This window comes from Streptomyces sp. 1-11 (genome assembly GCF_007176755.1).
In the GTDB taxonomy this organism is placed as follows: domain Bacteria; phylum Actinomycetota; class Actinomycetes; order Streptomycetales; family Streptomycetaceae; genus Streptomyces.
Genome location: NZ_BJTV01000006.1, coordinates 115,618 through 139,919, shown reverse-complemented (window position 1 = coordinate 139,919; position 24,302 = coordinate 115,618). Strand labels below are relative to the sequence as shown.

Here is a 24,302-nt window from a genome sequence, read left to right as displayed (position 1 = left end):
TGCACAAGAGGGAGCGACGCGCGAGCGGCTCGGCCGAGGAGAGCGGATGACGCAGGGAACCACCGTGCACGGCACGGTCGCCGAGGGCTACGAGAGGGTGCGCGAGGAGTTCGCAGCCTTCGTGGCGGAGGAACGCGACGACTACGAGGGCCAGTTGTGCGCCCATGTGCACGGCCGGCGGGTCGTCGACCTGTGGGCGGGCGAGGGCGCCGACGGCGACTCGCTGTACGGCGTGTTCTCCTCCACCAAGGGCGCCGCGCATCTCGTCGTGGCCCTCCTGGTGCAGGACGGCACGCTGGAGCTGGACCGCAGGGTCACCTACTACTGGCCGGAGTTCGCGGCCGAGGGCAAGGGCGCGCTGACCCTGCGCGAGCTGCTCGCCCACCGCGCCGGGCTGATCGGCACCGACACCGGGTTCAGCCCGGCCGAGGTGGCCGACGACCGCGCGCTCGCCGAACGCCTCGCCGACCAGCGGCCGTTCTGGCGGCCGGGCACGGCCTTCGGGTACCACGCGCTGGTGATCGGCGCGCTCACCGGCGAGGTCGTCCGCCGCGCCACGGGCCGCACGCTCCAGGAGGTGTACGAGGAGCGCGTCCGCGCCCCCCACGGCCTGGACTTCCACCTGGGCCTGCCGGCCTCCCGCGAGGGCCGCTTCCGCGCCACCCAGCCGATGCTGCCCACCCCCGAGCAGCGGGCGCTGCTCGACGCGCTGCCCAGCGGCCCGCACACCCTCGCCTCGATCGCCTTCAACCGGCACGCGGCCGAGCCGACCGACCTGGAGTCGCTGCCGAACCGGCGCGCGGTCCGCGCCCAGGGCCCGGCGTCGGTGGGCGGCGTGGCCTCGGCGCGCGGCCTGGCCGGGATGTACGCGGCGGCGATCAGTGAGACGGACGGCAAGGCCCCGCTGCTGAAGCAGGACACGGTCGCGGAGTTCGGGCAGCCGCACTCCGTCGGGTACGACCTGGTGGCCCGGTCCCACAAGTCCTACGGCCTGGGCTTCCAGGCCACGAACGACACCTGGCACCCCTTCCTCGGCGCCGGCGCGATCGGCCACAGCGGCGCCGCCGGCTCCCAGGCCTTCGCCGACCCCCGCAGCGGCCTCGCCTACGGCTACACCAGGCGCCGGTTCGCCTTCCCGGGCGGCTCGGCCGCGGAGAACGACCGGCTGGCGGCCGCGGTCCACCGGGCGGCGCTGACCGCCGGATGACCCGGTGTACGGCGGCGGCCGCATCCCACGTCCCAGGATGCGGCCGCCGTCGTGGCAACGACCGTCACCCGGCCAGCGTCACGGTGACGTCGCCGCGCGTCGCCTTCGAGTAGGGGCACACCTGGTGCGCCTTCTCCAGCAGCGCCCGCGCGGTGGCCGCGTCGACGCCCGGGATGTCCGCGGAGATCTCCACGATGATCCCGAAGCCGTCCTCGTTGCGGCCGATCCCGACCTTCGCGGTGACGGTCGAACCGGAGACGTCGGCGCCCTCCTGCCGGGCGACCACGCCGAGCGCGCCCTGGAAGCAGGCGCTGTACCCGGCGGCGAACAGCTGCTCGGGGTTGGTGCCGGCGCCGCTGCCGCCCATCTCCTTGGGCGGGTTCACGACGACGTCGAGCTTCCCGTCGTCGGTGGCGACACGGCCGTCGCGGCCGTTCTCGGCGGTGGCGACGGCCGTGTACAGGACCTCGGACTGCTGAATGGGCATACGGTTGTCCTCCTCCTCGGTCCGCCGTGACTCGCGCCCACGATCGACGGCAGATTTCGGAATGAAGTTACCGCATGCCGGAAAGCCGCGGCCAGGGGTCAGAGCTTGACGATCATCTTCCCGGTGTTGTCGCCGCGCAGCACCCCGAGGAACGCCTCCAGGTTGTTCTCGATGCCCTCGACCACGGTCTCGCGGTACTTCAGCGCGCCCGAGGCGACCCAGGGGCCGACCTCCTGCACGAACTGCGGCTGCAGGTCGTAGTGGTCGCCGACCAGGAAGCCCTCGATGCGGCCGCGGGTCTGGATGAGGCGGGCCAGGTTGCGCGGGCCGGGGGCCGGCTCGGTGTTGTTGTAGACGGAGATCATGCCGCAGACGGCGATCCGGCCGCCCAGGTTCAGCGACCCGATGGCCGCCTCCAGGTGGTCGCCGCCGACGTTGTCGAAGTACACGTCGACGCCGCCGGGGGCGGCGGCCCTGAGCTGCTCGCTCACCGGGCCGTTCTTGTAGTTGAAGGCGGCGTCGAAGCCGTACTCCTCCGTCAGCAGCCGGACCTTCTCGTCGGAGCCGGCCGAGCCGATGACCCGCGAGGCGCCCTTGAGCTTCGCGATCTGCCCGACCTGGCTGCCGACCGCACCGGCGGCGCCGGACACGAAGACGCTGTCGCCCTCCTTGAAGGAGGCGGTGCGCAGCAGGCCCGCGTACGCCGTCAGACCCGTCATGCCGAGCACCCCGAGGTACGCCGACAGCGGAGCGGCTTCGGGGTCGACCTTCACGGCGCTCTTCGCGTCCACGGCCGCGTACTCGCGCCAGCCGCCGAAGTGCAGGACGTGGTCGCCGACCGCGATGCCCTCGGCTTCGGAGGCGACGACCTCACCGACCGCGCCGCCCTGCATGACCTTGCCCAGCTCGAACGGGGCGGCGTACGACTTGGCCGCCGACATCCTGCCGCGCATGTAGGGGTCCACGGAGAGGTACTCGTTGCGTACCAGCACCTGGCCCTCGCCGGGGGTCGGAACGGGCGTCTCGACCAGGGCGAAGTCCTCGGGCTTCGGCCAGCCGACCGGACGGCTGAGCAGGTGCCACTCGCGGTTGATCATGGGGGGTCGCCTTTCATTTACTTCAGTACCTGAAACAACAATGAGCCTGAATATTTCATGATGTCAAGTAACCCGGTATCCTGGTCGGCATGGCCACACCACCGAGAACCCCCCGCCCCGACGAGCTGACCATGGAGGTCGTCGAACTGATCGGGGACGTCGTGGCCCGCTTCTACGCGGACTACGAGGAGGCGGCGGCCGCGCACTCGCTGACCGGCCCGCAGGCTCGCCTGCTCAGCCTGCTGTCGCTGGAGCCGCTGCCGATGCGCAAGCTCGCCCACAAGCTCAAGTGTGAGCCGTCGAACGTGACCGGGATAGTGGACCGCCTGGAGTCCCGGGGCCTGGCGGAGCGCCGCCCCGACCCGGCGGACCGCCGGGTGAAGCTGGCCGCCGCCACCGACGAGGGCCGCCGGGTCGCCCGTGACCTGCGCGAGGGCCTGCGTTTCGCGCGCGAGCCCCTCGCCGGGCTCTCCGACGAGGAGCGCCGGTCCCTGCGGGACCTGCTGCGGCGGATGCTGGGCGCCTGAGTACAAGTAAAGTCTTCGCCATGCGCGATCTCGGGGTGGGTTTCGGTTATCTCGTGAAGGGCCAGCGCTGGGTGGCCCGGCACGGCCGCCAGTTCGGCCTCGGTCTGCTGCCGGGCCTGATCACACTGGTCCTGTGGGCCGCCGCGCTGGTCGTGCTCGCCGTCTGGGGCGAGGACGCGGTCACCTGGGCCACGCCGTTCGCCGACGACTGGACAAGCCCCTGGCAGGGCCTGTTCCGCGGCTTCCTGACGGCCGTGCTGTTCGCCCTCGGCCTGCTGCTGGCCGTGCTCACCTTCACGGCCCTCACCCTGCTGATCGGCCAGCCCTTCTACGACAGCCTCTCGCAGCAGGTCGACGAGGACGTCTCGCCCGACGGCACGGCGCCCGAGTCGGGCCTGCCGCTCTGGCGCGAGCTGTGGATATCCACCCGGGACAGCCTGCGCATCCTGGTCCGGGCCCTGCTGTGGGGCGTGCTGCTCTTCGCCGCCGGCTTCCTGCCCCTGGTCGGCCAGACGGTCGTCCCGGTGATCGGCTTCTTCGTCACCGGGTTCTTCCTCACCGAGGAACTGACCTCCATCGCCCTGCAGCGCCGCGGCGTCGAACTGCGCGCCCGCCTCGCCCTGCTGCGCTCCCGCAAGACACTGGCCTGGGGCTTCGGCACCCCGCTCGGACTGGCCTTCCTGCTGCCGTTCGTCGCGGTGTTCCTGATGCCGGGCGCGGTGGCCGGCGCCACCCTCCTCGCCCGCGACCTCCTGGGCGAGGAGTCCACCGGCCGGACCTCCGACGACGCGAACGAGACCGTCGCACCCTGAGCCCAGCCCGCCCTGTCGCGCCGCGCCCGGCCGGGCCATACTGCCGGGCGTGAAGACAGCGAAGGCCGTGAATCTCGTAGTGCTCTTTCTCCTGGAACTGGCGGTCCTCGGCGCCGTTCTGTACTGGGGGATCACCCGCGGCGGCACGATCGGCTTGATTTTCGGCATCGGCGGGGCGGGACTGCTCGCCGAGCTGTGGGGGCTCCTCGCGTCGCCGCGGGCGCGGTTCAAGCTCCACGGCACGGCCCGCCTCGTCTTCGAAGTGCTCTGGTTCGGCGCCGGGGCCGCCGCGCTGTACGCCGCCGGGGCCCACGCCTGGGCGGCCGTCCTCGCCCTGGTGTGCGTGGCGAGCAAGTGCCTGGCCCAGGCCCGGGAGGCGTGACACGGCGGAGTCCTGGCCGTTTGTGAAGGGTTCGTACGGGATCGCTCCGCGGGCGGTCATCGCGCGCCCCGGACGGGGCCGGGCGGTTAACGTCGGGACCGGGACGAGTCCCCCGTGGGCAGCCCCGGTCCGGAAACCTGACCTCCGGGCCGGGGCTCGGCCCCGGCTCAACGCGTCGAGAAGCCGTACACCGTCTCGGACCCGAACACCTCGCCCGGCCGCAGCACGGTGCCCGGGAACTCCGGGCGGTTGGGGGAGTCGGGGAAGTGCTGGGTTTCCAGGGCGACCCCCTCGCCGGGCGCGAAGGGCGCGGCCAGATGGTCGGCGGTGTAGAGCTGGAGCCCCGGCTCGGTGGTGGCCACCGTGAGCACCCGCCCGGATGCCGGGTCGTGCAGCTCGGCCACCTCCTCGGCGGCGCCCGTCAAACCCTTGTCCAGCACGAAGTTGTGGTCGTAGCCGGAACCGACCTCGCGGGCCGCGCGGAAGTCGAAGCGGGAGCCGGACACGTCCCGGAGTTCGCCCGTGGGGATCAGGTCCGCGTCCACCGGGGTGAACCGGGAGGCGGCGAGCCGCAGTTCGTGACCCCCCGTCGGACCGGAGCCGCCCAGGTTCCAGTACGTGTGATTGGTGAGGTTGACGACGGTCGGCGCGTCCGTCACCGCCTCGTAGGCGATCCGCAGCGCCCCGGAGGCGTCCAGCGAGTACGTCGCGGACACCTCCAGCCGGCCCGGGAAGCCCTCCTCGCCGTCGTCGCTCACCCGCCGCAGCCGGACCCCGTCCGCGGCCGGCTCCGCCTCCCACACCCGCTTGTCGAACCCGCGCCCGCCGCCGTGCAGGCAGTTGGGCCCGTCGTTCACCGGCAGCGCGTACGACCGGCCGTCCAGGCTGAAGCGGCCGCCCGCGATCCGGTTGGCGTACCGTCCGACCAGCGCGCCGAGATAGGGCTCCGGGTGCTCCAGATAGCCCTCCAGCCCGGGGAAGCCCAGCACCACGTCCGCGGTGCGCCCGTCCCGGTCCGGAACCTCCACCGACTGCACGATCCCGCCGTACGACAGCACCCGCACCCGGACCCCGGCCCGCTCCAGCGTCCAGCGGTGCACCGGCGTGCCGTCGGGAAGTGTGCAGAAAAGTTCACTCATGTGGGAAACCCTAGTCACGGGACCCGGGCGGTGACAGTGCGGTACGCGATCTCGGCAAGCCGTGCCTGCCCGTCGCGGCTCGGGTGGAACCAGTCCCACCGGCTGAGCTGGTCGGTGCCGAAGCGGAAGTCGAACACCGCGTTGCCGTCGAAGCGGCAGCGGCGGTCCTTGGCGCACACCTCCCGCAGCGCCGCGTTGTAGTCCTCCACCCGCCGCTGCACCTTCTCCCGGCGCCGCGTGGCCGCGCTGGTCAGGTCGTCGGCCTCGGCCAGCATCGAGGGGCAGAGGCCGAGCTTCCACACCTGCTTGCCCAGCGGGTTCGTCCGGCCCTGGGACCACAGGCGCAGCAGGTTCGGCACGCTCGCCACATACACCTGCGTCCTGGGCAGCGCCGCGCGCAGCGCGGCCAGCGACTCCTCGAAGTCCGCGCGGAACTCCGCCGCCGGCGTCATCGCCGAGACCGACGAGCGGCAGGCGTCGTTCGCGCCGATCATCACCGTCACCAACTCCGGCCGCCCGGCGGCCGCGGCGGACATCTGCCGCGGCAGGTCCGACATCCGGGCGCCGGTCACCGCGTAGTTCCGGCTGCGCTCCGCCGCCCCGCGCACCCCCAGCAGCCGCACCGCGAGGCTGTCCACCCCGGCGTCGCTGCCCGTCGCCCACGACACCTCGGGGCAGTCGGAGAGCACCGCGCACGCGTCGAAGCCCCTGGTGATGGAGTCGCCGACCGCGGCGATCGAGTCCGGGCTGCGGTTCCACACCGGCGCCGGACGGGCCGAGGAGCGGGCGGAGGGCGTGCCCGAGTCCTTCTTGCCCTCGGCGCCGCCGCTCCCGAAGGCGTCACAGCCCGCCAGCGTCAGCACGGCCGCCGCCATCACGGCGACGGCGCTCCGCGCCCGGTGGCCTCGCTCGCGCATCTCGGCTGCTCCCTTCGCTCGGCGGTGCGGTGTGCTCCCCCCATGACAACGCGCGGGGGTTCCCGGACCGGGGACCCGGGAACGCCACACCCCCGTACAAGCGTCCCCCTGGGTGAATGGCACGGGTTTCCTGACGCCGGGACCGACGGTACGTCACACTCCCCGCCCCGCCGCACGGTAGCCTCGCCATCGAAGCGGCCGTCGCGCCTGGCCGCCCAGCCAGTCCGCAAGATGTCCCGCTCTGCCCGGAGGTTCCGGTGACGACACGTGGAGTTCTGTACGTGCACTCCGCGCCGCGCGCGCTGTGCCCGCACGTCGAGTGGGCCGTCGCGGGGGTGCTCGGCACGCGCGTCAGCCTCGACTGGATCCGGCAGCCCGCGGCGCCCGGCACCTGGCGCTCGGAGTTCTCCTGGCAGGGCGAGCCCGGCACCGCCTCCAAGCTCGCCTCCGCCCTGCGCGGCTGGCACCTGCTGCGTTTCGAGGTCACCGCCGAGCCCTGCGCCACCGCCGAGGGCGAGCGCTACAGCTGCACCCCCGACCTCGGCATCTTCCACGCGGTCACCGGCATCCACGGCGACATCCTCATCCCCGAGGACCGGCTGCGCGCGGCGCTGACGCGCTCCCAGCGCGAGGAGACCGATCTGGAGGCGGAGATCGCCAGGCTCCTCGGCAAGCCCTGGGACGACGAGCTCGAACCCTTCCGCTACGCGGGCGAGGGCGCGCCGGTGCGCTGGCTGCACCAGGTGGTCTGAGCCCCCGACGCGCCCAGAGCGCCGCCCGTACCCGTCGGAACCCGACAAGCCCGCAGGACACGCGAAGGAGCCCCCACCGGCCGGTGGGGGCTCCTCAGTCGCGTTCTCAGACGGTCCGGAAGGCCAGGACCACGTTGTGCCCGCCGAAGCCGAACGAGTCGTTCAGCACGGCGATCCGGCCCTCGGGCAGCTCGCGGGCCTCACCGGTCACCACGTCCGCGTTGACCTCGGGGTCGAGGTTCGTCACGTTGATGGTCGGCGGGGCCGTGCGGTTCACCAGCGCCAGGATCGAGGCCACGGTCTCGATGCCGCCGGCGCCGCCGAGCAGGTGACCCGTCATCGACTTGGTGGCGGAGATGGCCATGTGGTCGACGTCGTCGCCGAACACCTTGCGCAGCGCCTTGACCTCGGCGACGTCACCCTGCGGCGTCGAGGTGGCGTGCGCGTTCACGTGCACGATCTCGGCCGGCTTCAGGTCCGTGTTGTCCAGCAGGTTCTGCAGCGCCTGCGCGATGCCGTTGCCGGACGGCTCCGGCTGCGTGATGTGGTGGCTGTCGGCGGAGATGCCCTGGCCGACCGCCTCGACGTAGATCCGGGCGCCGCGGGCCTTCGCGTGCTCCTCGGACTCCAGGACGATCACACCGGCGCCCTCGCCGAGCACGAAGCCGTCGCGGCCCGCGTCGTAGGGACGCGACGCGCCCTCGGGGTCGTCGTTGTTCTTGGACATCGCCATCATGTTGCCGAAGGCGGCGATGGGAAGCGGGTGGATGGCGGCCTCGGTGCCACCGGCCACGACCACGTCCGCACGCCCGGTGCGGATCATCTCGATCGCGTACCCGATGGCCTCGGCGCCGGAGGCGCAGGCCGACACGGGGGTGTGCACGCCGGCGCGGGCGCCCAGCTCGATGCCGACGTTGGCCGCCGGGGAGTTGGGCATCAGCATCGGCACGGTGTGCGGGGAGACGCGGCGTACGCCCTTCTCCTTGAGCACGTCGTACTGGTCCAGGAGCGTGGTCACACCGCCGATGCCGGAGGCGATGACCGCACCGAGACGGTCGGGGTTGACGGACGCGTCCTCACCGGCCTTGGCGGTGAAACCGGCGTCCTTCCAGGCCTCCTGAGCGGCGATCAGCGCGAACTGCGCGGACCGGTCCAGCTTGCGGGCCTGCGGGCGGGGGATGATCTCGCCAGGCTCGACGGCGATCTGCGCGGCGATGCGGACCGGCAGCTCGGCCGCCCACTCCTGCTCGAGCGGGCCGACACCGGACTTGCCGGCGACCAGGGCCTCCCAGAACGAGGCTGCGTCGCCACCCAGCGGTGTGGTTGCGCCGATACCGGTGACGACCACGGTGCGATTGGTCGGGCTCACGGGAATTCTTTCTCCAACGGAAAACGGGATTCGACGGCGCCACCGCCGGGTGGCGGGGCCTAGCAGCCTGACGGCCTAAGGGGTGACTCAGGCCTGGTGCTTGAGGATGTAGTCGGTGGCGTCACCGACGGTCTTGAGGTTCTTGACGTCCTCGTCCGGGATCTTCACGTCGAAGCGCTCCTCGGCGGCGACGACGACCTCGACCATGGACAGCGAGTCGACGTCCAGGTCGTCGGTGAAGGACTTGTCCAGCTGGACGTCCTCGGTGGGGATCCCGGCGATCTCGTTCACGATCTCGGCGAGACCGGCGACGATCTCTTCCTGAGTGGCGGCCATGTCAGGCGCTCCTTCTTCGATATTCCAGACAGTTTGTGGCAGTTTGCACCGAACCGGAAGCATGATCCGGCACGGAGTGCCTAGGGGAGGGTAACGACCGTGGCGGCGTAGACGAGACCCGCCCCGAATCCGATGACGAGCGCGGTGTCGCCGCTCTTCGCCTCCCCGGTCGCCAGGAGCCGCTCCATCGCGAGCGGGATCGAGGCGGCCGAGGTGTTGCCGGTGGTGCGGATGTCACGGGCGACCGTGACGTGCTCCGGCAGCTTCAGCGTCTTCACCATCGAGTCGATGATCCGCACGTTGGCCTGGTGCGGGATGAAGACGTCCAGGTCGTCCGGGCTGATCCCGGCCGCGTCCAGCGCCTGCTGGGCGACCTTCGCCATCTCGAACACGGCCCAGCGGAACACCGCCTGGCCCTCCTGCGTGATCGCAGGGAACTTGACGTTGCCCTCCCTGTCGAGGGGCAGCTCGGCGAGGTCGCCGGCCCGGAAACGGTCCCAGGGGACCGTCTGCTTGATGGTGCCGGCCTTGTCGCCCTCGGAACCCCACACCGTGGGGCCGATGGCCGGCTCCTGCGAGGGGCCGACGACGACCGCGCCGGCGCCGTCGCCGAACAGGAAGGCCGTGGCCCGGTCCTCCAGGTCGGTGAGGTCGCTGAGCCGCTCCACGCCGAGGACGAGCACGTACTCGGCGGAACCTTCCACCACCATGCCCTTGGCGAGGGTCAGGCCGTAGCCGAAGCCCGCGCAGCCGGCCGAGATGTCGAAGGCGGCGGCCTTGTTGGTGCCCAGCTTGTCGGCGATCTCGGTGGCGACGGCCGGGGTCTGGCTGAAGTGCGAGACGGTCGAGACGACCACGGCGCCGATCTGCTCGGCGTCGATGCCCGCGTCGGCGATCGCCTTGCCGGCCGCCTCGACGGACATCGCGGCGACCGTCTCCTCGGGGCCCGCCCAGTGCCGGGTCTCGATGCCGGAGCGCGAACGGATCCACTCGTCGGACGAGTCGATCGTCTCCAGGATCACCTCGTTGGGCACCACACGGGTCGGCCGGTAGCCGCCGACGCCGATGATGCGCGCGTACGGGGCGCCCTTGCTGGGCTTGATCTTCGACATGGGTCTTGGGCTCCTTGTCAGGCGCTCGCCGCGTCAGCGGCAGGTGTCGCAGTCTCGGCGATGAGCGTGCGGGCCGCGTCGAGGTCGTCGGGGGTCTTCAGGGCGAGCGTGCGCACACCGGGCAGCGCGCGCTTGGCCAGACCGGTCAGCGTGCCGCCGGGGCACACCTCGACGAGCGCGGTGACGCCCAGCTCCTTGAACGTCTCCATGCACAGGTCCCAGCGCACCGGGTTGGCCACCTGGCCGACCAGCCGCTCCAGCACCTCGGCGCCGGAGGCGACCGTGCGGCCGTCCTTGTTGGAGACGTAGGCGAGCTTGGGGTCGGCGGGCGCCAGGCGGGCGGCGGCCTCGGCCAGCGCCTCGACGGCCGGGGCCATGTGGCGCGTGTGGAAGGCGCCGGCCACCTTCAGCGGGACGACCTTGCGGACGCCCTCGGGCTTGTCCTCGGCCAGCGCGGCGAGCTGCTCCAGCGTGCCGGCGGCGACGATCTGGCCCGCGCCGTTGATGTTGGCCGGGGTCAGGCCCAGCTTCTCCAGGTGCGCGACGGAGGTCTCCGGGTCGCCGCCGAGCAGCGCCGACATGCCGGTCTCGGTGATCGCGGCGGCGTCCGCCATCGCGAGTCCCCGGCGGCGGACCAGGCCCAGCGCGGCGGTCTCGTCCAGGACGCCCGCGAAGGCGGCGGCGGTGATCTCGCCGACGCTGTGGCCGGCGACGGCGCCGGGCGCGATCTCCGCCATGTCACCCAGTGCCATGGCGGACAGGATCCCGGCGGCGACCAGCAGCGGCTGGGCCACCGCGGTGTCGCGGATGGCGTCCGCGTCGGCCTGGGTGCCGTAGTGGACCAGGTCAAGGCCGATGGCGTCCGACCACGCGGCGACGCGGTCCGCGGCACCGGGGAGTTCGAGCCAGGGGGTCAGGAAGCCGGGCGTCTGGGCGCCCTGGCCGGGAGCGACGAGTACGAGCACTCTCACACTCTCTCTTGGGGACGGCCGAAGCCGCCCGTGGGGACAGGGACGAAGAACACGTAGGGGTTTTGTGGGCCCCCCACAAAACCCTAGGCCTGGGGTTCACCGTCGGCCAGACGCCCCAGGATCAGCGCGATCCGCAGCGTGAACGCGGATCGTACATCCGAGGGCGACCATCCGGTGACGTCTGTCACACGTCGGAGCCGGTAGCGCACGGTGTTCGGGTGAACGAACAGCATCCTGGCCGCGCCCTCCAGGCTGCTCGCCTGCTCCAGGTAGACACTCAGGGTTTCCAGGAGTGCCGACCCCGCCTCCTCCAGCGGTCTGTAGATCTCCTCCACCAACTGCTCGCGCGCGCCCGGATCACCGGCGATGGCGCGCTCCGGCAGCAGATCGTCCGCCAGCACCGGCCGCGGCGCGTCCTGCCAGGCGAAACACGCCTTGAGCCCCGCCGCGGCGGCCTGCGCGGACCGGGTGGCGGCCAGCAGGTCGGGCACGACCGGCCCGGCGACCACCGGCCCGGCGGCGTACGGTCCGATCAGCGACTTGGCTACGGCTAGCGGATTGGGGCTGCCCCCGGCGATCACCACGAGGCGGTCCCCGAGCACCCCCGTGAGCACCTGCAGCTTGGCGTGGCGCGCGGCGCGCCGGATGGCCTCGACGGTCAGCTCGCTGTCCCCGTCGGGCGCGGTGCCGAGCACGACGCACACGTCGTCCGGCGAGTTCCAGCCGAGCGCGGCGGCCCGGCTGACGGCGCCCTCGTCGGCCTCCCCGCTGAGCACGGCGTTGACCACCAGCGACTCCAGCCGCGCGTCCCAGGCACCGCGTGCCTCGGCGGCCTGGGCGTAGACCTGGGCGGTGGCGAAGGCGATCTCCCGGGCGTACACGAGCAGGGCCTCGCGCAGCACGTTCTCGTCCCCGGGGGCGGCCACCTCGTCGATGGCGGACTCCATCACCTCGATGGTGGTCCGCACCATCTCCACGGTCTGCCGCAGCGTGATGGCCCGGGTCAGCTCGCGGGGCGCCGTCCCGAAGACGTCAGTGGAGATGGCCTGCGGGGCGTCGGGGTGCCGGAACCACTCGGTGAACGCGGCGATGCCCGCCTGTGCCACCAGCCCGATCCAGGAACGGTTCTCCGGCGGCATGGCCCGGTACCACGGCAGGGTCTCGTCCATGCGCGCGATGGCCTGCGCGGCGAGGCTCCCGGAGGACCTCTCCAGCCGCTTCAGGGTCGCGGAGTGCGGGTGGACGGCGTGCGCTGCGGGTCCGCCGCTGCGGGTTTCGGGTTCGGGCACGGGGACAAGACTGCCTTATCGGGACGGGACCATGCGTCGGCGGGGTGCCGTGCGCGGTCTACGGTGGTGCCCGTGATGGACGTACGGCGCGCCGGCGAGCGCTACCGCGGAGGGGACCCGGAGGCGGGGATCGCGTCCCGCCACGCCTTCTCCTTCGGCCCGCACTACGACCCCGGCAACCTGCGCTTCGGCGCGGTGATCGCCTGCAACGAGGAGCGGCTCGCCCCCGGTGCCGGCTTCGGCGAACACCCGCACAGCCACACCGAGATCGTCACCTGGGTGGTCGAGGGGGAGCTGACCCACCGCGACTCCACGGGCCACGCGACGAAGGTGCGCCCCGGCGACGTCCAGCACCTGTCCGCGGGCGCCGGCGTCCGGCACGTGGAACGCAACGAGGCGGACACCCCGCTGACCTTCGTGCAGATGTGGCTGGCCCCGCTGGAGCCGGGCGGCGACCCGTCCTACGAGACCGTCCGCGGCATCGCCGACTCCACCCCGTACGCCCTCCCGGCCGCCGGTGCGATGCTCCACGTCCGCCGCCTGGCGGCGGGGGAGCGGACGGCGGTGCCGGACGCGGACCACGTGTACGTCCACGTGGTCCGGGGCGGGATCACGCTGGCGGAGGAGACCCTGGGCCCGGGCGACTCGGCCCGCGTCACGGACGCGCGGTCCCTGGAGGCGGTGGGCGTCACGCCGTCGGAACTGCTGCTGTGGGAGATGGGGCCGTAGCCGCGGGCGCCCCGGCGGGCCTCAGCCCCGCAGCTCCGCCAGCACCGCGTCGGTGAACGCCGGCCACGCCTCGACCGCCCAGGGCCCGAACGCCCGGTCCGTCAGCGCCACTCCGGCCGCCTCCGCGTCCGGGTCGATCCACAGGAACGTGCCGGACTGACCGAAGTGCCCGAACGTCCGCGGCGACGACGAAGACCCCGTCCAGTGCGGCGACTTGGAGTCCCGGATCTCGAACCCCAGCCCCCAGTCGTTGGGGTTCTGGTGCCCGTAGCCGGGCAGGACGCCCTTCACCCCCGGGTACTGCACGCTCATCGCGGCGGCCACCGTGCGCGGGTCCAGCAGCCGCGGCGCCTGCACCTCGGCCGCGAACCGCAGCAGGTCCTCCACCGTGGACACCCCGTCCTTGGCCGGCGACCCCGCCAGCGAGGTCGACGTCATCCCCAGCGGCTCCAGCACCGCCTGCCGCAGGTACTCGGCGAACGGGATGTCGGTCGCCTTGGCCACGTGGTCGCCGAGCTGCTCGAACCCCGCGTTGGAGTACAGCCGTCGCTCTCCGGGCGGGGCCATCACCCGGTGCTCGTCGAAGGCCAGCCCGGAGGTGTGGGCGAGAAGATGGCGGACCGTGGCGCCGGGCGGACCGGCCGGCTCGTCCAGCTCGACCGCGCCCTCCTCGTAGGCCACGAGCACGGCGTAGGCCGCCAGCGGCTTGGTGACCGAGGCGAGGGCGAAGCGCTGTCCGGCCGGGCCGTGGGTGCCCACGACCGTGCCGTCCGCGCGCACCACGCCCGCCGCGGCGGTGGGGACCGGCCAGTTCTCGATCGACGCCAGGCTCTTCAACGACATGAGGTCGAGCCTATGCGCTCAGAGCCACAGCTCCAGCAACGGGTCGGGCTTGGGCCGGAAGCCGAGCGAGGCGTACAGCGGCGCGCCCTCGGCGGACGTGGTGAGCTGCACCCGGCCGGCGCCGCGCTCGCGGAACCAGCCGAGCAGCGTGTCCATGCACGCGCGCGCGTACCCGCGTCTGCGGGCGTCCGGGTCGGTGGCGACGCTGAAGACGTACCCGACCGTGCCGAGCGGGTCGCCCGCCCGTCCGATCCGGTAGTCGAGCGTGCCCGCCACCAGCGCGGCCAGCGCCCCCGGCCGCTCGGGGTGGTCCACGACGAAGGCCGCGAAGTCGCCCTCCGGCTCCCCGAGCCTCGCCCGCAGGGCGGGCAGGGACTCGGCGTGCCAGTCGGTGGACCGGTCGGCGCGGGCCATCGAGTCGATCATGACCTGGCGCAGCCGCAGCACTTCCGCGGCGTCCTCGGGCCGGGCCCGGCGTACGAGAGTCATGCCGCGCACGCTAGCCGCCGCACCCCCGGCCCGTCGCGCCGTTATCCCCCACCCCTTTCTCACCGGAGCCGCTTGCCTGGAGTGCACTCCAAGGCCATAGCGTGGGAGGCATGACGGTGATGCAGACCACGCCAGCGGCCGCCCGGCGAGCAACCCCAGCCGACATCTGCGCCGCCCCGCCCCGGCGCCACCCCCGCCCCGAGGGCGAGGACCGCTACACGATCAGCGAGGTCGTCGCCTTCACCGGTCTGACCGCGCACACGCTGCGCTGGTACGAGCGGATCGGCCTGATGCCGCACGTCGACCGCTCGCACACCGGTCAGCGCCGCTACAGCAACCGCGACCTGGACTGGCTGGAGTTCGTGAACAAGCTCCGGCTGACCGGCATGCCGGTGGCCGACATGGTCCGGTACGCGGAACTGGTGCGCGAGGGCGAGAGCACCTACGCCGAGCGCCAGGAACTGCTGGAGTCGACCCGCCGGGACGTGGTGGCCCGGATCGCGGAACTGCACGACACCCTGGCGGTGCTGGACCGGAAGATCAGCTTCTACGCCACGGAGCGCTGACCCGCCGGCCGCACGGCGCCGCCACAACCCGGCCGGTGAGCGGCGCCGCTACAGCTCGGCCAGTAATTCGGCCTTCTTGGAGGAGAACTCCTCGTCTGTGACCAGGCCCGCCTGGTGCAGTTCGCCGAGATGCCGGATGCGCTCGGCGATGTCGGCCGGGTCCCGCCGGGCCGGCACCGGCGCCACCGGCACCGGCCCCCGGCTCCGCAGCGCCGCGAGGACGGCGGCGGCGAACGGCAGGGACTCGTGCACCGGCCCGTAGCCGAGGCCGAAGACGACGGCCGCCGGGTCCTGGTCGGGCTGTGCGGGAGGGGTGGAACCGCCGTCGCGGGGTACCAGGCGCAGATGCCCCTCGAAGGCCTCCGGCGAGCGCCACTCCACCGCGCTGAGCTCGGTGACCGCCCAACTCTGGTCCCCGGCTTTCCACTTGGCCGAGGACGCCCCGGTCCACGACCAGCGGAAGTGCACCCGGGTCCCGTCGAAGACCGCCTTCGCGTCGTACGCCTTGAACTGCAGCGGGGCCTGCGGGGCGGCCACCAGGTAGCGCTCGGGGGGCTCCGGCCCGGACCCGGCCAGCAGCGGTCTCAGCTCGTCGGCGTAGTACTCGGCGAGGGTCGCCCGCTCGGCCGGCAGCACCAGCCGGTAGGGGTCGGAGCCCTCGCGCAGCTGCCCGGCCGCCGCGTCCATCAGCGGGTCGGCGCCGGGGCGCGGCCGCAGCCGCAGTGCCACCGAGCCGCGCTTGCCGGGAGTGAGGGTCACCTCCTCGACCGCGGCCAGCGGAACGCGCCGCTCGCCCAGCGCCTGGAACAGCTTGGGTGTCCGAATCCCCCGTTCGTAGCGGATGAGCACGGAGTCGGACTCGAACTCCCAGACGGCATGAAAACCCGCCAGTACGTCACCCATGCGGCTCATCGTATGCGGCACGTGCTCCTCCGTCGCCACCCGCGCAGACCGCACTTCCTGCTGTTTCTACGCGCGTCCGGCCGTCGTCGTGCGGGGCAGACCCGTCCGGCAGGCATCGTCTTCGCGTGCGCACGTCACCGCGTCGTACGCGCCGACGCCGACGTGCGCGAGGTTGCGCAGACTGTCCGTGCCCGGCTGGAAGTAGCCGCTGTGGCCCTTCGCGTCGCGGGCCGACAGGACCCGCGCGCCGAACGCGGAGGACACCGGGTCGGCCCCGTGGCCCAGCCCGCCGAGTTCCAGGTACGGCACGTCCTGCACCCAGTCGCTGGCGTCCCGCATCGCCCACACCCGGGCCGAGGTGCCCAGGCGGGAGGCGCTGGCCGCGCGCATCCCGGGGCTCGCGGCCACCGCCAGGTCGGTCACCCGGCCCGGCATGCCGTGCGCGGCGACCCCGCAGACCACCGAGCCGTAGCTGTGGCAGAACATCGACACCGGCGCCCTGCCGGGGAGACCGCGCAGCAGCGCGTTCAGACGGACGGCGCCCTCCTCGGCGCGCAGTCCGGTGGCCGCGTCCACGCCGAGTCCGGCCGGCGCGGTGTAGTCGGCCCAGGCGATCACGGCCGTGCGGGTCGAGGGCCGCTCCGCCCGCTCGGCGGCGTACAGCGCCTCGGCCATGCCGACCGGGGCGCTGTACCTGCGGTACGTCCGCTGGAAGGTGAGCAGGTCGGTGTCGACACCGGGCACGACGACGGAGACGCGGTCGGCCCTGCTGAGGCTGCCGAACACCTCCGCGACCCGGCCCGAGCCCGCGGGGTCGAAGGCGAGGATGTGCCGGCCCGGCCGCATCAGCGCCGTGTAACGCTCCATCCGCTGGCCCGCGTCCTGCTGTCCGGCCCTGCTGATCCGGCTGTCGTGCATGCGCCGCCCCTCGACCTCACGCGCCTGGCCCAGCGCGATGCGGTTGGCGCGGTAACGCAGCTTGACGGGGGCGCCGTTCATGTTGCCGACCGCCAGGGGATAGCGGAGGGCCAGCCGGTCGCGCTCGTGCGGGGTGAGCGAGGCGAAGAACCGGGTGAGCCGTGCGGGGGCCGCCTCCGGGTCCGGCAGACGCAGGCCGCGCAGCGTGCCGTGCTCCCACTTGTCGAGCGAGTGCTGCAACGCGGTCGGCTCCCGGTGGGTGCGCATCGCGGTCCAGCCGGTGGTCGCGAGCATCACGAACACCACGGCCAGGGCGAGCATGGCGCGCCAGACGTTGAGCTGCGGGGAGGTGTCGAAGGAAGTCACTGGGAGGACACACTAGGAGAACGAGAGGGTCTCGGGGTAACCGAGTGACCGGTATCACGTTTCGATGAGATCGAACGGTCCGGAACGTCCTCAGCCCGCCCGCCAGTTGCCGGTGAGCGCCGAACCCAGCTGGTCCAGGTACGACACCGTCAGACGCCGGACCGCCTCGAGACTGAAGTCGTCACCGGTGCACCACTGCCGTTCGGTGACCCTCATCACCCCGCCGAAGACGGCCACGGCCAGCCGCGGCCGCGGGTCGGTGTCCACGTCGACGCCCTCCCGTTCGGCGAGCAGCCGCGCGATCGTCTCCTCGGTGGCGACGGACCGCCGCAGATGCGCGGCGAGCAGCGCGGGCGTCGACTCTATGGTCCGGTACATGCGCAGGTACAGCTCCACCGGAACGGCCGAATCGACCGTCTCGCGTATCGCGTCCCAGCCCTCCAGGACCGCCTGCCGCAGCGCCTCCATCGGCGCCTCGTGCGCCGGCCTGGCCCGGACGGCCGCCACGAAGAGGGCCTCCGTCATCTTCTGGACGGCGAAGGCCACCTCCTCCTTGCCGGCGAAGTAACGGAAGAAGGTGCGCTGCGAGACGTCGACGGCCTCGGCGATCTCGTCGACGGTGGTGTGCTCGTAGCCCTGCGTGGTGAACAGTTCGAGAGCGGCCCGCAGCAGCGCCTCCCGAGTGCGCCGCTTCTTGCGGTCCCGCAGCGTCTCCATTGGTCTCTCCCGGTGAACGTCCCTCCAGCTCAGGCTATGCGCTGGTGTCGTGTCAGTAACCGACTTGTGAATTGGTTTGTCAACTGTCAGCGACTGACACTAGCCTCGAAGGTATGACTAGTCAGACCACCATCGACACGACGGGACCGGGGGACCGGGCATCGGCCGACCCGTCGGAGCCGACCCCGGCCGCGGGGCTGCGCGGCCACCCGTGGCTCACCCTCATCACCGTCGCCGTAGGGGTCATGATGGTGGCCCTCGACGGCACCATCGTGGCCATCGCCAACCCGGCCATCCAGAAGGACCTCGGCGCGAGCTTCGCCGACGTCCAGTGGATCACCAACGGCTACTTCCTCGCCCTCGCGGTCTGCCTGATCACCGCGGGCAAGCTCGGTGACCGCTTCGGCCACCGCCAGACCTTCCTGATCGGCGTGACCGGCTTCGCCGCCGCCTCGGGCGCCATCGGCCTGTCGAACAGCATCGCCGCCGTCGTCACCTTCCGGGTCCTGCAGGGCCTGTTCGGCGCGCTGCTGATGCCGGCCGCGCTGGGCCTGCTGCGGGCCACCTTCCCGGCCGAGAAGCTGAACATGGCGATCGGCATCTGGGGCATGGTCATCGGCGCCTCCACCGCGGGCGGCCCGATCCTCGGCGGCGTCCTGGTCGAGCACGTCAACTGGCAGTCGGTGTTCTTCATCAACGTGCCGGTCGGCGCCCTCGCCCTGCTGCTGGGCCTGCTGATCCTGCTGGACCACCGCGCGAAGAACGCCCCGCGCTCCTTCGACCTGCCGGGCATCGCCCTGCTCTCCGGCGCGATGTTCTGCCTGGTGTGGGCGCTCATCAAGGCCCCGACCTGGGGCTGGGGCGACGTCAAGACCTGGGGCTTCATCGGCGCCTCGGCGCTGCTCTTCGTCCTGTTCGCGGTCTGGGAGACGCGGGTCGCCGAGCCGCTGATCCCGCTGGGCATGTTCCGCTCGGTCCCGCTGTCCGCGGGTGTCGTCCTGATGGTCCTGATGGCGATCGCCTTCATGGGCGGCCTGTTCTTCGTGACGTTCTACCTCCAGAACGTCCACGGCATGAGCCCCATCGACGCGGGTCTGCACCTGCTTCCGCTCACCGGCATGATGATCGTCGGATCCCCGCTCGCGGGCGCCGCGATCACCAAGCTCGGCCCGCGCATCCCGCTGGCCGGCGGCATGGCGGCCACCGCGGTGGCCATGTACGGCATGTCGACGCTCGAGGCCGACACCAGCAGCGGTGTCATGTCGATCTGGTTCGCCCTGCTGGGCTTCGGCCTGGCGCCGGTCATGGTCGGCGCCACCGAGGTGATCGTGGGCAACGCCCCGATGGAGCTGTCCGGTGTGGCGGGCGGCCTGCAGCAGGCGGCCATGCAGATCGGCGGCAGCCTCGGCACGGCGGTGCTGGGCGCGGTCATGGCCTCCAAGGTGGACAGCGACCTGCCCGGCAACTGGGCCGGCGCGGGGCTGCCGAAGCTGACCCCGGAGCAGCTCGACCAGGCGTCCGAGGCGGTGCAGGTGGGCGTGGCCCCGGTGGCCAAGGGCATGCCGGAGCAGCTCGTCGCGAAGATCACCTCGGTCGCGCACGACACGTTCATCTCCGGCATGAGCCTCGCCTCCCTCGTCGCGGCCGGCGTGGCTGCGTTCGCGGTCCTCGTCGCGCTGCTCACCAAGCGGGGCGCGAACGCGGAGGCCGGCGCGGGCGTCGGACACATCTGATCCCGGCTTCCATGCCTGATCGGGGCGGAGTTCGCCCATCAGGGTGACTCCGCTCAAGATCCCTCGCTCCTGGCGCGCGCCGCAGGTCACAGTGGGTCAGGTCCTCCGCAGGGCATGCGGGGGGCCGCCGGGCCGCGGCGCGCGCTGCTGGAGGGGGGCAGCGCGCGCAGGTCTGCCCGCCGGAAACCGGGGTACCCGCTCCGTGAGGCCGAACTGTCCATGAGCACCGAGGAGTTGATGATGGCAGGCTTCGGGCACGGAACGCGCGGGTACCCCCGGTCACGCGGCCGTTCGTGGCAGCGGACCGGGCCGGACCGTGCGACGCTCGGGATCATCGGTACGGTCTGCGCGGTCGCCGGATTCTTCGCGCTGGGCATCATCCTCGGCCCGGTGGCGATGTTCTGCGGCTGGCAGTCCATGGGCCGCAAGTGGTCCACCGACCGCAACATCCCGGCCGTGGTCGCCCTCGTCCTGGGCGCGATCGACACCCTGCTGTCCCTCATAGCCCTGGCAGGCGCGGCCACTTGGGGCCACGGCCTCCTCTGACCCGCCCCACCCCGAGCCCGCAGCCCTCGCGCCCCCAGGCCCCGGACTGCGGGCTCTCCCACACCCAAAAGCACCGCCGCCGCGGGCACCGGGGCCCGCGTAGCTGCGGGCATGCGTGCCGCTAAGGGCGGCACGGGTGGGCGCAGCGGCACCCCGCAAGCGTGGGCAAGCGAAACGCCTGGGCCGGCAGCAACACCGGACGCCGTGTCAGTCCGGCCTGAGTTCAGCGCAGCAACACCCGAGCCGACGCGACGAACCCCAGCCGGACAGCTACACCGCCCCCGGCGGAGCCCCCTCACCGCCGCTCCCCCTCCCGCTCCCCGGCCAACCGGGCCACCTCCGCCCGGAGCAGCCGGACCTCCTCCGTCAGTGCGGCGATCGCCTCCGTCTGCCGCCGCTCCTCCACGTCGTCCTTCTCGAACCGCGAGATGAACCACGCCGCGATGTTCGCCGTCACGACACCCAGCAACGCGATCCCGGACAGCATCAGCCCGACCGCGATCATCCGCCCCAGCCCGGTGGTCGGCGCGTGGTCCCCGTACCCCACCGTCGTCATCGTCGTGAAGGACCACCAGACGGCGTCACCCAGCGTCCGGATGTTCCCGTCCGGCGACTCCCGCTCCACCGACAGCACCGCGAGCGACCCGAACATCAGCAGCCCGACCACCGAGCCCACGACATACGTCGTCAGCCGGATCTGCGGAGCCATCCGCGCCCGCCGCCCCACCAGCAGCAGCGTGGAGACCATCCGCAGCAGCCGGAGCGGCTGCAGCACCGGCAGCACCACCGCGAACAGATCGGGCCAGTGCCGCCGCACGAACTCCCCGCGCCGGGGCGCGAGCCCCAGCCGCATCAGGTAGTCCACGGCGAAGGCGCCCCACACCACCCACTCCACCCCCGTGCACAGGGCGGTCAGCGAGTGCCCCGCCGAACCGTCCACGATGGGCACGGCGTACGCGACGGCGAAGGCCACGGCCAGCGCCAGCAACGGCCGTTGCGTGAGCCGCTCCCACCGCGCCTGCGCCGCCTGCGCCGCGTTCGTCTCCATGCCCGCATCGTAGGGAAGACGAAGGGCGGCGGAGTCCACGACTCCGCCGCCCTCACACCCGGGGCCCTGTCACAGGCCGCGCGGTGTCACGCGTCGCCGCCGGCCGCCCCCGGATCCGCCGCCGCCACGTCCAGCAGCTGGTACCGGTCGATGGCCTGCTTCAGCACGGACCGGTCGACCTTGCCGTCCCGGGCCAGCTCGGTCAGCACCCCCACCACGATCGACTGCGCGTCGATGTGGAAGAACCGCCGCGCCGCGCCCCGGGTGTCGGCGAATCCGAAGCCGTCCGCGCCCAGGGACTGGTAGGTCCCCGGCACCCAGCGCGCGATCTGGTCCGGGACCGACCGCATCCAGTCGGACACCGCCACGAACGGCCCCTCGGAGCCGCTGAGCTTCCGCGTCACGTACGGCACCCGCTGCTCCTCCTCCGGGTGCAGCAGGTTGTGCTCCTCGCAGGCCACGGCCTCGCGCCGCAGCTCGTTCCACGAGGTCGCCGACCAGACGTCCGCCCTGACGTTCCAGTCCTCGGCGAGGAGCCGCTGCGCCTCCAGCGCCCACGGCACCGCGACACCGGACGCCATGATCTGCGCCGGCACCGAGCCGGCCGTGCCCTCGCTCAGCTTGTACACGCCCTTGACGATGCCCTCGGCGTCCACGTTCGCCGGCTCGGCCGGGTGCCGGATGGGCTCGTTGTAGACGGTGAGGTAGTAGAAGACGTCCTCGCCGTGCGGGTGCTCGGCGTCGCCGCCGTACATCCGGCGCAGGCCGTCCTGCACGATGTGCGCGATCTCGTAGCCGTAGGCCGGGTCGTAGGCCACGCACGCCGGGTTGGTCGAGGCGAGGAGCTGCGAGTGGCCGTCCGCGTGCTGCAGGCCCTCACCCGTCAGGGTGGTGCGTCCCGCGGTCGCGCCCAGGACGAAGCCGCGCGCGAGCTGGTCGGCCATCTGCCAGAACTGGTCGCCGGTGCGCTGGAAACCGAACATCGAGTAGAAGACGTACACCGGGATCAGCGGCTCGCCGTGCGTGGCGTAGGCCGAGCCGGCCGCGACCAGCGAGGCCGTGCAGCCCGCCTCGGAGATGCCGTCGTGCAGCATCTGGCCGGTCGGCGACTCCTTGTACGCGAGCAGCAGATCGCGGTCGACCGCCTCGTACTGCTGACCGAGCGGGTTGTAGATCTTCGCGCTCGGGAAGAAGGAGTCCATGCCGAACGTGCGGTACTCGTCCGGCGCGATCAGCACGAACCTCCTGCCGATCTCCTTGTCCCGCATGAGGTCCTTCAGCAGTCGCACGAACGCCATGGTCGTGGCGATGGACTGCTGACCGGTGCCCTTCTTCACGGTCGCGTACGCCTTGTCGTCCGGCAGTGCCAGCGGCTCGGCGCGGACCACCCGCGTCGGCACGTACCCGCCGCACTGCTTGCGGCGGTCGTGCATGTACTGGATCTCCTCGGAGTCGCGCCCCGGGTGGTAGTAGGGCGGCGCGCCGGACTCCAGCTCCTTGTCGGAGATCGGCAGGTGCAGCCGGTCGCGGAAGCGCTTGAGGTCGTCGACCGTCAGCTTCTTCATCTGGTGCGTGGCGTTGCGGCCCTCGAAGTTCGGACCCAGCGTCCACCCCTTGACCGTCTTGGCCAGGATGACCGTCGGCTGGCCCTTGTGCTCCACCGCGGCCTTGAACGCCGCGTAGATCTTCCGGTGGTCGTGACCGCCGCGGCCCAGCATCAGGATCTGGTGGTCGCTCATGTTCTCGACCATCGCGCGCAGCCGGTGGTCGTCGCCGAAGAAGTGCTCGCGGATGTACGCGCCGGTCTCGGTCGCGTACGTCTGGAACTGGCCGTCCGGGGTGGTGTTCATCCTGTTGACCAGCACGCCGTCCCGGTCCTGCGCGAGCAGCGGGTCCCAGGAGCGGTCCCAGATCAGCTTGATCACGTTCCAGCCGGCGCCCCGGAAGACCGACTCCAGCTCCTGGATGATCTTCCCGTTGCCGCGCACCGGACCGTCCAGGCGCTGCAGGTTGCAGTTGACCACGAAGGTCAGGTTGTCCAGGCCCTCGCGCGCCGCGATGCTCAGCTGGCCGAGCGACTCGGGCTCGTCCATCTCGCCGTCGCCGAGGAACGCCCACACGTGCGACCTGGAGGTGTCGGCGATGCCGCGGGCCTGCATGTAGCGGTTCATCCGCGCCTGGTAGATGGCGCCGAGCGGGCCGAGGCCCATGGAGACGGTGGGGAACTCCCAGAAGTCCGGCATGGAGCGCGGGTGCGGGTAGCTGGACAGGCCGTCGGGGTACTTCGACTTCTCCTGCCGGAAGCCGTCGAGCTGCTTCTCGGAGAGGCGGTCGAGCAGGAACGCGCGCGCGTAGATGCCGGGGGAGGCGTGGCCCTGGAAGAAGACCTGGTCGCCGCCGTCGCCCTCGTCCTTGCCGCGGAAGAAGTGGTTGAAGCCCACGTCGTACAGGGAGGCGGAGGAGGCGAAGGTGGCGATGTGCCCGCCGACGCCGATGCCGGGACGCTGCGCGCGCGAGACCATCACGGCCGCGTTCCAGCGGGTCGCGTTCAGGATCCGGCGCTCGATCTCCTCGTTGCCGGGGAAGAACGGCTCGGCGCGGGTGGGGATCGTGTTGACGTAGTCCGTGCTGCGCATCTCGGGCACGGCCACGCGCCGCTCGCGGGCCCGCTCGATCAGGCGGAGCATGAGGTACCGGGCCCGCTCCCGGCCGCGTTCGTCGACCGCGGCGTCGAGGGAGTCGAGCCACTCCTGGGTCTCTTCGGGATCGAAGTCAGGAACCTGACTCGGAAGGCCGCCAATGATGATCGGATTGCGATCGGATCCGGAAGCCACGCTGTTCCTTACCTGTCGGAGGGCCACTTTTTCACTCGTGCCTACACCGTTCCCCATCGTGTACCTCGGGAAGACGTACGTCATCTCTACCGTGGGGTAACCGATACACAGGGTCGGTCAAAACGCAACGATACGCCCGGGGTGTGACAGGCTTGCCAAACTTGTTCGAGAGTCGTTTGACTGGATGATTCCGAACAGAACAAAGAGGGCAGA

General features: G+C 72.0%; 25 protein-coding genes. 9 read left to right on the top strand and 16 right to left on the bottom strand.

Translation table 11 applies throughout. The annotated features are described in order from the left end of the window. Nucleotides 1-46: 46 nt before the first annotated feature. On the top strand, nucleotides 47-1,207 hold the full coding sequence (locus TNCT1_RS14860) for a serine hydrolase domain-containing protein (RefSeq protein ID WP_143631948.1): 1,161 nt from the start codon (nucleotides 47-49) through the stop codon (nucleotides 1,205-1,207). A gap of 64 nt (nucleotides 1,208-1,271) precedes the next feature. Here TNCT1_RS14860 and TNCT1_RS14855 read toward each other — a convergent pair whose 3' ends face one another. Both TNCT1_RS14855 and TNCT1_RS14850 read right to left on the bottom strand, forming a co-directional pair. Further along, complete coding sequence (locus TNCT1_RS14855) at nucleotides 1,272-1,694, bottom strand: organic hydroperoxide resistance protein (protein WP_143631946.1); 423 nt, start codon at nucleotides 1,692-1,694, stop codon at nucleotides 1,272-1,274. Between the two features lie 98 nt (nucleotides 1,695-1,792). Next, nucleotides 1,793-2,791 (bottom strand): NADP-dependent oxidoreductase, encoded by a 999-nt coding sequence (locus TNCT1_RS14850; RefSeq protein ID WP_143631944.1) that lies wholly within the window; start codon nucleotides 2,789-2,791, stop codon nucleotides 1,793-1,795. Between the two features lie 89 nt (nucleotides 2,792-2,880). Between TNCT1_RS14850 and TNCT1_RS14845 the strand changes: the two genes are divergently transcribed. From TNCT1_RS14845 to TNCT1_RS14835, 3 genes are read left to right on the top strand one after another with little or no spacing between them, the layout of a single operon-like run. Next, on the top strand, nucleotides 2,881-3,318 hold the full coding sequence (locus TNCT1_RS14845) for a MarR family winged helix-turn-helix transcriptional regulator (protein WP_143631941.1): 438 nt from the start codon (nucleotides 2,881-2,883) through the stop codon (nucleotides 3,316-3,318). A gap of 20 nt (nucleotides 3,319-3,338) precedes the next feature. Beyond that, the gene (locus TNCT1_RS14840) at nucleotides 3,339-4,130 is read left to right on the top strand and encodes an EI24 domain-containing protein (RefSeq protein ID WP_143631939.1); all 792 of its coding nucleotides are present in this window, start codon (nucleotides 3,339-3,341) and stop codon (nucleotides 4,128-4,130) included. Between the two features lie 49 nt (nucleotides 4,131-4,179). Then, the gene (locus TNCT1_RS14835; protein ID WP_143631936.1) at nucleotides 4,180-4,512 is read left to right on the top strand and encodes a YrdB family protein; all 333 of its coding nucleotides are present in this window, start codon (nucleotides 4,180-4,182) and stop codon (nucleotides 4,510-4,512) included. Nucleotides 4,513-4,679: 167 nt separating this feature from the next. On the opposite strand, the gene TNCT1_RS14830 is transcribed toward TNCT1_RS14835, so the two are convergent. Together TNCT1_RS14830 and TNCT1_RS14825 are read right to left on the bottom strand one after the other, a co-directional pair. Next, on the bottom strand, nucleotides 4,680-5,651 hold the full coding sequence (locus TNCT1_RS14830; protein ID WP_143631933.1) for an aldose epimerase family protein: 972 nt from the start codon (nucleotides 5,649-5,651) through the stop codon (nucleotides 4,680-4,682). Between the two features lie 14 nt (nucleotides 5,652-5,665). After that, on the bottom strand, nucleotides 5,666-6,568 hold the full coding sequence (locus TNCT1_RS14825) for an SGNH/GDSL hydrolase family protein (protein WP_143631930.1): 903 nt from the start codon (nucleotides 6,566-6,568) through the stop codon (nucleotides 5,666-5,668). 257 nt (nucleotides 6,569-6,825) lie between these two features. Between TNCT1_RS14825 and TNCT1_RS14820 the strand changes: the two genes are divergently transcribed. Then, nucleotides 6,826-7,320 (top strand): DUF3145 domain-containing protein, encoded by a 495-nt coding sequence (locus TNCT1_RS14820; RefSeq protein WP_143631928.1) that lies wholly within the window; start codon nucleotides 6,826-6,828, stop codon nucleotides 7,318-7,320. Between the two features lie 106 nt (nucleotides 7,321-7,426). Here TNCT1_RS14820 and fabF read toward each other — a convergent pair whose 3' ends face one another. The 5 genes from fabF to TNCT1_RS14795 form a co-directional block, all read right to left on the bottom strand. Continuing rightward, nucleotides 7,427-8,689: a beta-ketoacyl-ACP synthase II gene (gene fabF, locus TNCT1_RS14815; protein ID WP_143631925.1), complete on the bottom strand. Its 1,263-nt coding sequence runs from the start codon at nucleotides 8,687-8,689 to the stop codon at nucleotides 7,427-7,429. 87 nt (nucleotides 8,690-8,776) lie between these two features. Next, nucleotides 8,777-9,025, bottom strand: a complete 249-nt coding sequence (locus TNCT1_RS14810; RefSeq protein WP_018545314.1) for an acyl carrier protein — start codon at nucleotides 9,023-9,025, stop codon at nucleotides 8,777-8,779. Between the two features lie 80 nt (nucleotides 9,026-9,105). Further along, complete coding sequence (locus tag TNCT1_RS14805; protein ID WP_143631922.1) at nucleotides 9,106-10,137, bottom strand: ketoacyl-ACP synthase III; 1,032 nt, start codon at nucleotides 10,135-10,137, stop codon at nucleotides 9,106-9,108. A gap of 17 nt (nucleotides 10,138-10,154) precedes the next feature. After that, nucleotides 10,155-11,102, bottom strand: coding sequence for an ACP S-malonyltransferase (locus TNCT1_RS14800; protein ID WP_143631919.1), 948 nt, complete (start codon nucleotides 11,100-11,102; stop codon nucleotides 10,155-10,157). Nucleotides 11,103-11,191: 89 nt separating this feature from the next. Then, nucleotides 11,192-12,397: a CdaR family transcriptional regulator gene (locus TNCT1_RS14795; RefSeq protein ID WP_143631916.1), complete on the bottom strand. Its 1,206-nt coding sequence runs from the start codon at nucleotides 12,395-12,397 to the stop codon at nucleotides 11,192-11,194. Nucleotides 12,398-12,472: 75 nt separating this feature from the next. Between TNCT1_RS14795 and TNCT1_RS14790 the strand changes: the two genes are divergently transcribed. Beyond that, nucleotides 12,473-13,126, top strand: coding sequence for a pirin family protein (locus TNCT1_RS14790; protein ID WP_143632527.1), 654 nt, complete (start codon nucleotides 12,473-12,475; stop codon nucleotides 13,124-13,126). Between the two features lie 21 nt (nucleotides 13,127-13,147). Here TNCT1_RS14790 and TNCT1_RS14785 read toward each other — a convergent pair whose 3' ends face one another. After that, nucleotides 13,148-13,969 (bottom strand): serine hydrolase, encoded by an 822-nt coding sequence (locus tag TNCT1_RS14785; RefSeq protein WP_143631913.1) that lies wholly within the window; start codon nucleotides 13,967-13,969, stop codon nucleotides 13,148-13,150. Nucleotides 13,970-13,987: 18 nt separating this feature from the next. Then, complete coding sequence (locus TNCT1_RS14780) at nucleotides 13,988-14,458, bottom strand: GNAT family N-acetyltransferase (RefSeq protein ID WP_143631910.1); 471 nt, start codon at nucleotides 14,456-14,458, stop codon at nucleotides 13,988-13,990. A 110-nt stretch (nucleotides 14,459-14,568) separates the two neighbouring features. Here TNCT1_RS14780 and TNCT1_RS14775 point away from each other — a divergent pair, with 110 nt between their 5' ends. Next, complete coding sequence (locus tag TNCT1_RS14775; RefSeq protein WP_143631908.1) at nucleotides 14,569-15,024, top strand: MerR family transcriptional regulator; 456 nt, start codon at nucleotides 14,569-14,571, stop codon at nucleotides 15,022-15,024. A 48-nt stretch (nucleotides 15,025-15,072) separates the two neighbouring features. On the opposite strand, the gene TNCT1_RS14770 is transcribed toward TNCT1_RS14775, so the two are convergent. The 3 genes from TNCT1_RS14770 to TNCT1_RS14760 form a co-directional block, all read right to left on the bottom strand. Next, on the bottom strand, nucleotides 15,073-15,927 hold the full coding sequence (locus tag TNCT1_RS14770) for a DUF4429 domain-containing protein (RefSeq protein WP_143631905.1): 855 nt from the start codon (nucleotides 15,925-15,927) through the stop codon (nucleotides 15,073-15,075). A gap of 66 nt (nucleotides 15,928-15,993) precedes the next feature. Continuing rightward, nucleotides 15,994-17,211: an alpha/beta hydrolase gene (locus TNCT1_RS14765; RefSeq protein ID WP_143631902.1), complete on the bottom strand. Its 1,218-nt coding sequence runs from the start codon at nucleotides 17,209-17,211 to the stop codon at nucleotides 15,994-15,996. Nucleotides 17,212-17,301: 90 nt separating this feature from the next. Beyond that, on the bottom strand, nucleotides 17,302-17,928 hold the full coding sequence (locus tag TNCT1_RS14760; protein ID WP_143631899.1) for a TetR family transcriptional regulator: 627 nt from the start codon (nucleotides 17,926-17,928) through the stop codon (nucleotides 17,302-17,304). Between the two features lie 113 nt (nucleotides 17,929-18,041). Between TNCT1_RS14760 and TNCT1_RS14755 the strand changes: the two genes are divergently transcribed. Continuing rightward, entirely contained in the window at nucleotides 18,042-19,661 is a 1,620-nt protein-coding gene (locus tag TNCT1_RS14755; protein ID WP_143631896.1) for an MFS transporter, read from the top strand. Between the two features lie 237 nt (nucleotides 19,662-19,898). Then, entirely contained in the window at nucleotides 19,899-20,207 is a 309-nt protein-coding gene (locus TNCT1_RS14750; protein WP_174266320.1) for a small hydrophobic protein, read from the top strand. Nucleotides 20,208-20,502: 295 nt separating this feature from the next. Here the strand turns inward: TNCT1_RS14750 and TNCT1_RS14745 are convergent, their stop codons facing one another. Together TNCT1_RS14745 and aceE are read right to left on the bottom strand one after the other, a co-directional pair. Continuing rightward, complete coding sequence (locus TNCT1_RS14745; protein ID WP_143631893.1) at nucleotides 20,503-21,255, bottom strand: potassium channel family protein; 753 nt, start codon at nucleotides 21,253-21,255, stop codon at nucleotides 20,503-20,505. 86 nt (nucleotides 21,256-21,341) lie between these two features. Next, nucleotides 21,342-24,089, bottom strand: coding sequence for a pyruvate dehydrogenase (acetyl-transferring), homodimeric type (gene aceE, locus TNCT1_RS14740; protein ID WP_143631890.1), 2,748 nt, complete (start codon nucleotides 24,087-24,089; stop codon nucleotides 21,342-21,344). Nucleotides 24,090-24,302: the final 213 nt, after the last annotated feature.

Bases quoted from the DNA above. Each gene is read 5' to 3' on its own strand.
- TNCT1_RS14850 (WP_143631944.1), bottom strand. From the start codon at position 2,791: ATGATCAACCGCGAGTGGCACCTGCTCAGCCGTCCGGTCGGCTGGCCG.
- TNCT1_RS14760 (WP_143631899.1), bottom strand. From the start codon at position 17,928: ATGGAGACGCTGCGGGACCGCAAGAAGCGGCGCACTCGGGAGGCGCTG.
- TNCT1_RS14805 (WP_143631922.1), bottom strand. From the start codon at position 10,137: ATGTCGAAGATCAAGCCCAGCAAGGGCGCCCCGTACGCGCGCATCATC.
- TNCT1_RS14755 (WP_143631896.1), top strand. From the start codon at position 18,042: ATGACTAGTCAGACCACCATCGACACGACGGGACCGGGGGACCGGGCA.
- TNCT1_RS14845 (WP_143631941.1), top strand. From the start codon at position 2,881: ATGGCCACACCACCGAGAACCCCCCGCCCCGACGAGCTGACCATGGAG.
- TNCT1_RS14810 (WP_018545314.1), bottom strand. From the start codon at position 9,025: ATGGCCGCCACTCAGGAAGAGATCGTCGCCGGTCTCGCCGAGATCGTG.
- TNCT1_RS14750 (WP_174266320.1), top strand. From the start codon at position 19,899: ATGATGGCAGGCTTCGGGCACGGAACGCGCGGGTACCCCCGGTCACGC.
- TNCT1_RS14745 (WP_143631893.1), bottom strand. From the start codon at position 21,255: ATGGAGACGAACGCGGCGCAGGCGGCGCAGGCGCGGTGGGAGCGGCTC.
- TNCT1_RS14770 (WP_143631905.1), bottom strand. From the start codon at position 15,927: ATGGGTGACGTACTGGCGGGTTTTCATGCCGTCTGGGAGTTCGAGTCC.
- TNCT1_RS14830 (WP_143631933.1), bottom strand. From the start codon at position 5,651: ATGAGTGAACTTTTCTGCACACTTCCCGACGGCACGCCGGTGCACCGC.
- TNCT1_RS14790 (WP_143632527.1), top strand. From the start codon at position 12,473: ATGGACGTACGGCGCGCCGGCGAGCGCTACCGCGGAGGGGACCCGGAG.
- TNCT1_RS14785 (WP_143631913.1), bottom strand. From the start codon at position 13,969: ATGTCGTTGAAGAGCCTGGCGTCGATCGAGAACTGGCCGGTCCCCACC.
- TNCT1_RS14780 (WP_143631910.1), bottom strand. From the start codon at position 14,458: ATGACTCTCGTACGCCGGGCCCGGCCCGAGGACGCCGCGGAAGTGCTG.
- TNCT1_RS14860 (WP_143631948.1), top strand. From the start codon at position 47: ATGACGCAGGGAACCACCGTGCACGGCACGGTCGCCGAGGGCTACGAG.
- TNCT1_RS14855 (WP_143631946.1), bottom strand. From the start codon at position 1,694: ATGCCCATTCAGCAGTCCGAGGTCCTGTACACGGCCGTCGCCACCGCC.
- TNCT1_RS14825 (WP_143631930.1), bottom strand. From the start codon at position 6,568: ATGCGCGAGCGAGGCCACCGGGCGCGGAGCGCCGTCGCCGTGATGGCG.
- TNCT1_RS14840 (WP_143631939.1), top strand. From the start codon at position 3,339: ATGCGCGATCTCGGGGTGGGTTTCGGTTATCTCGTGAAGGGCCAGCGC.
- TNCT1_RS14775 (WP_143631908.1), top strand. From the start codon at position 14,569: ATGACGGTGATGCAGACCACGCCAGCGGCCGCCCGGCGAGCAACCCCA.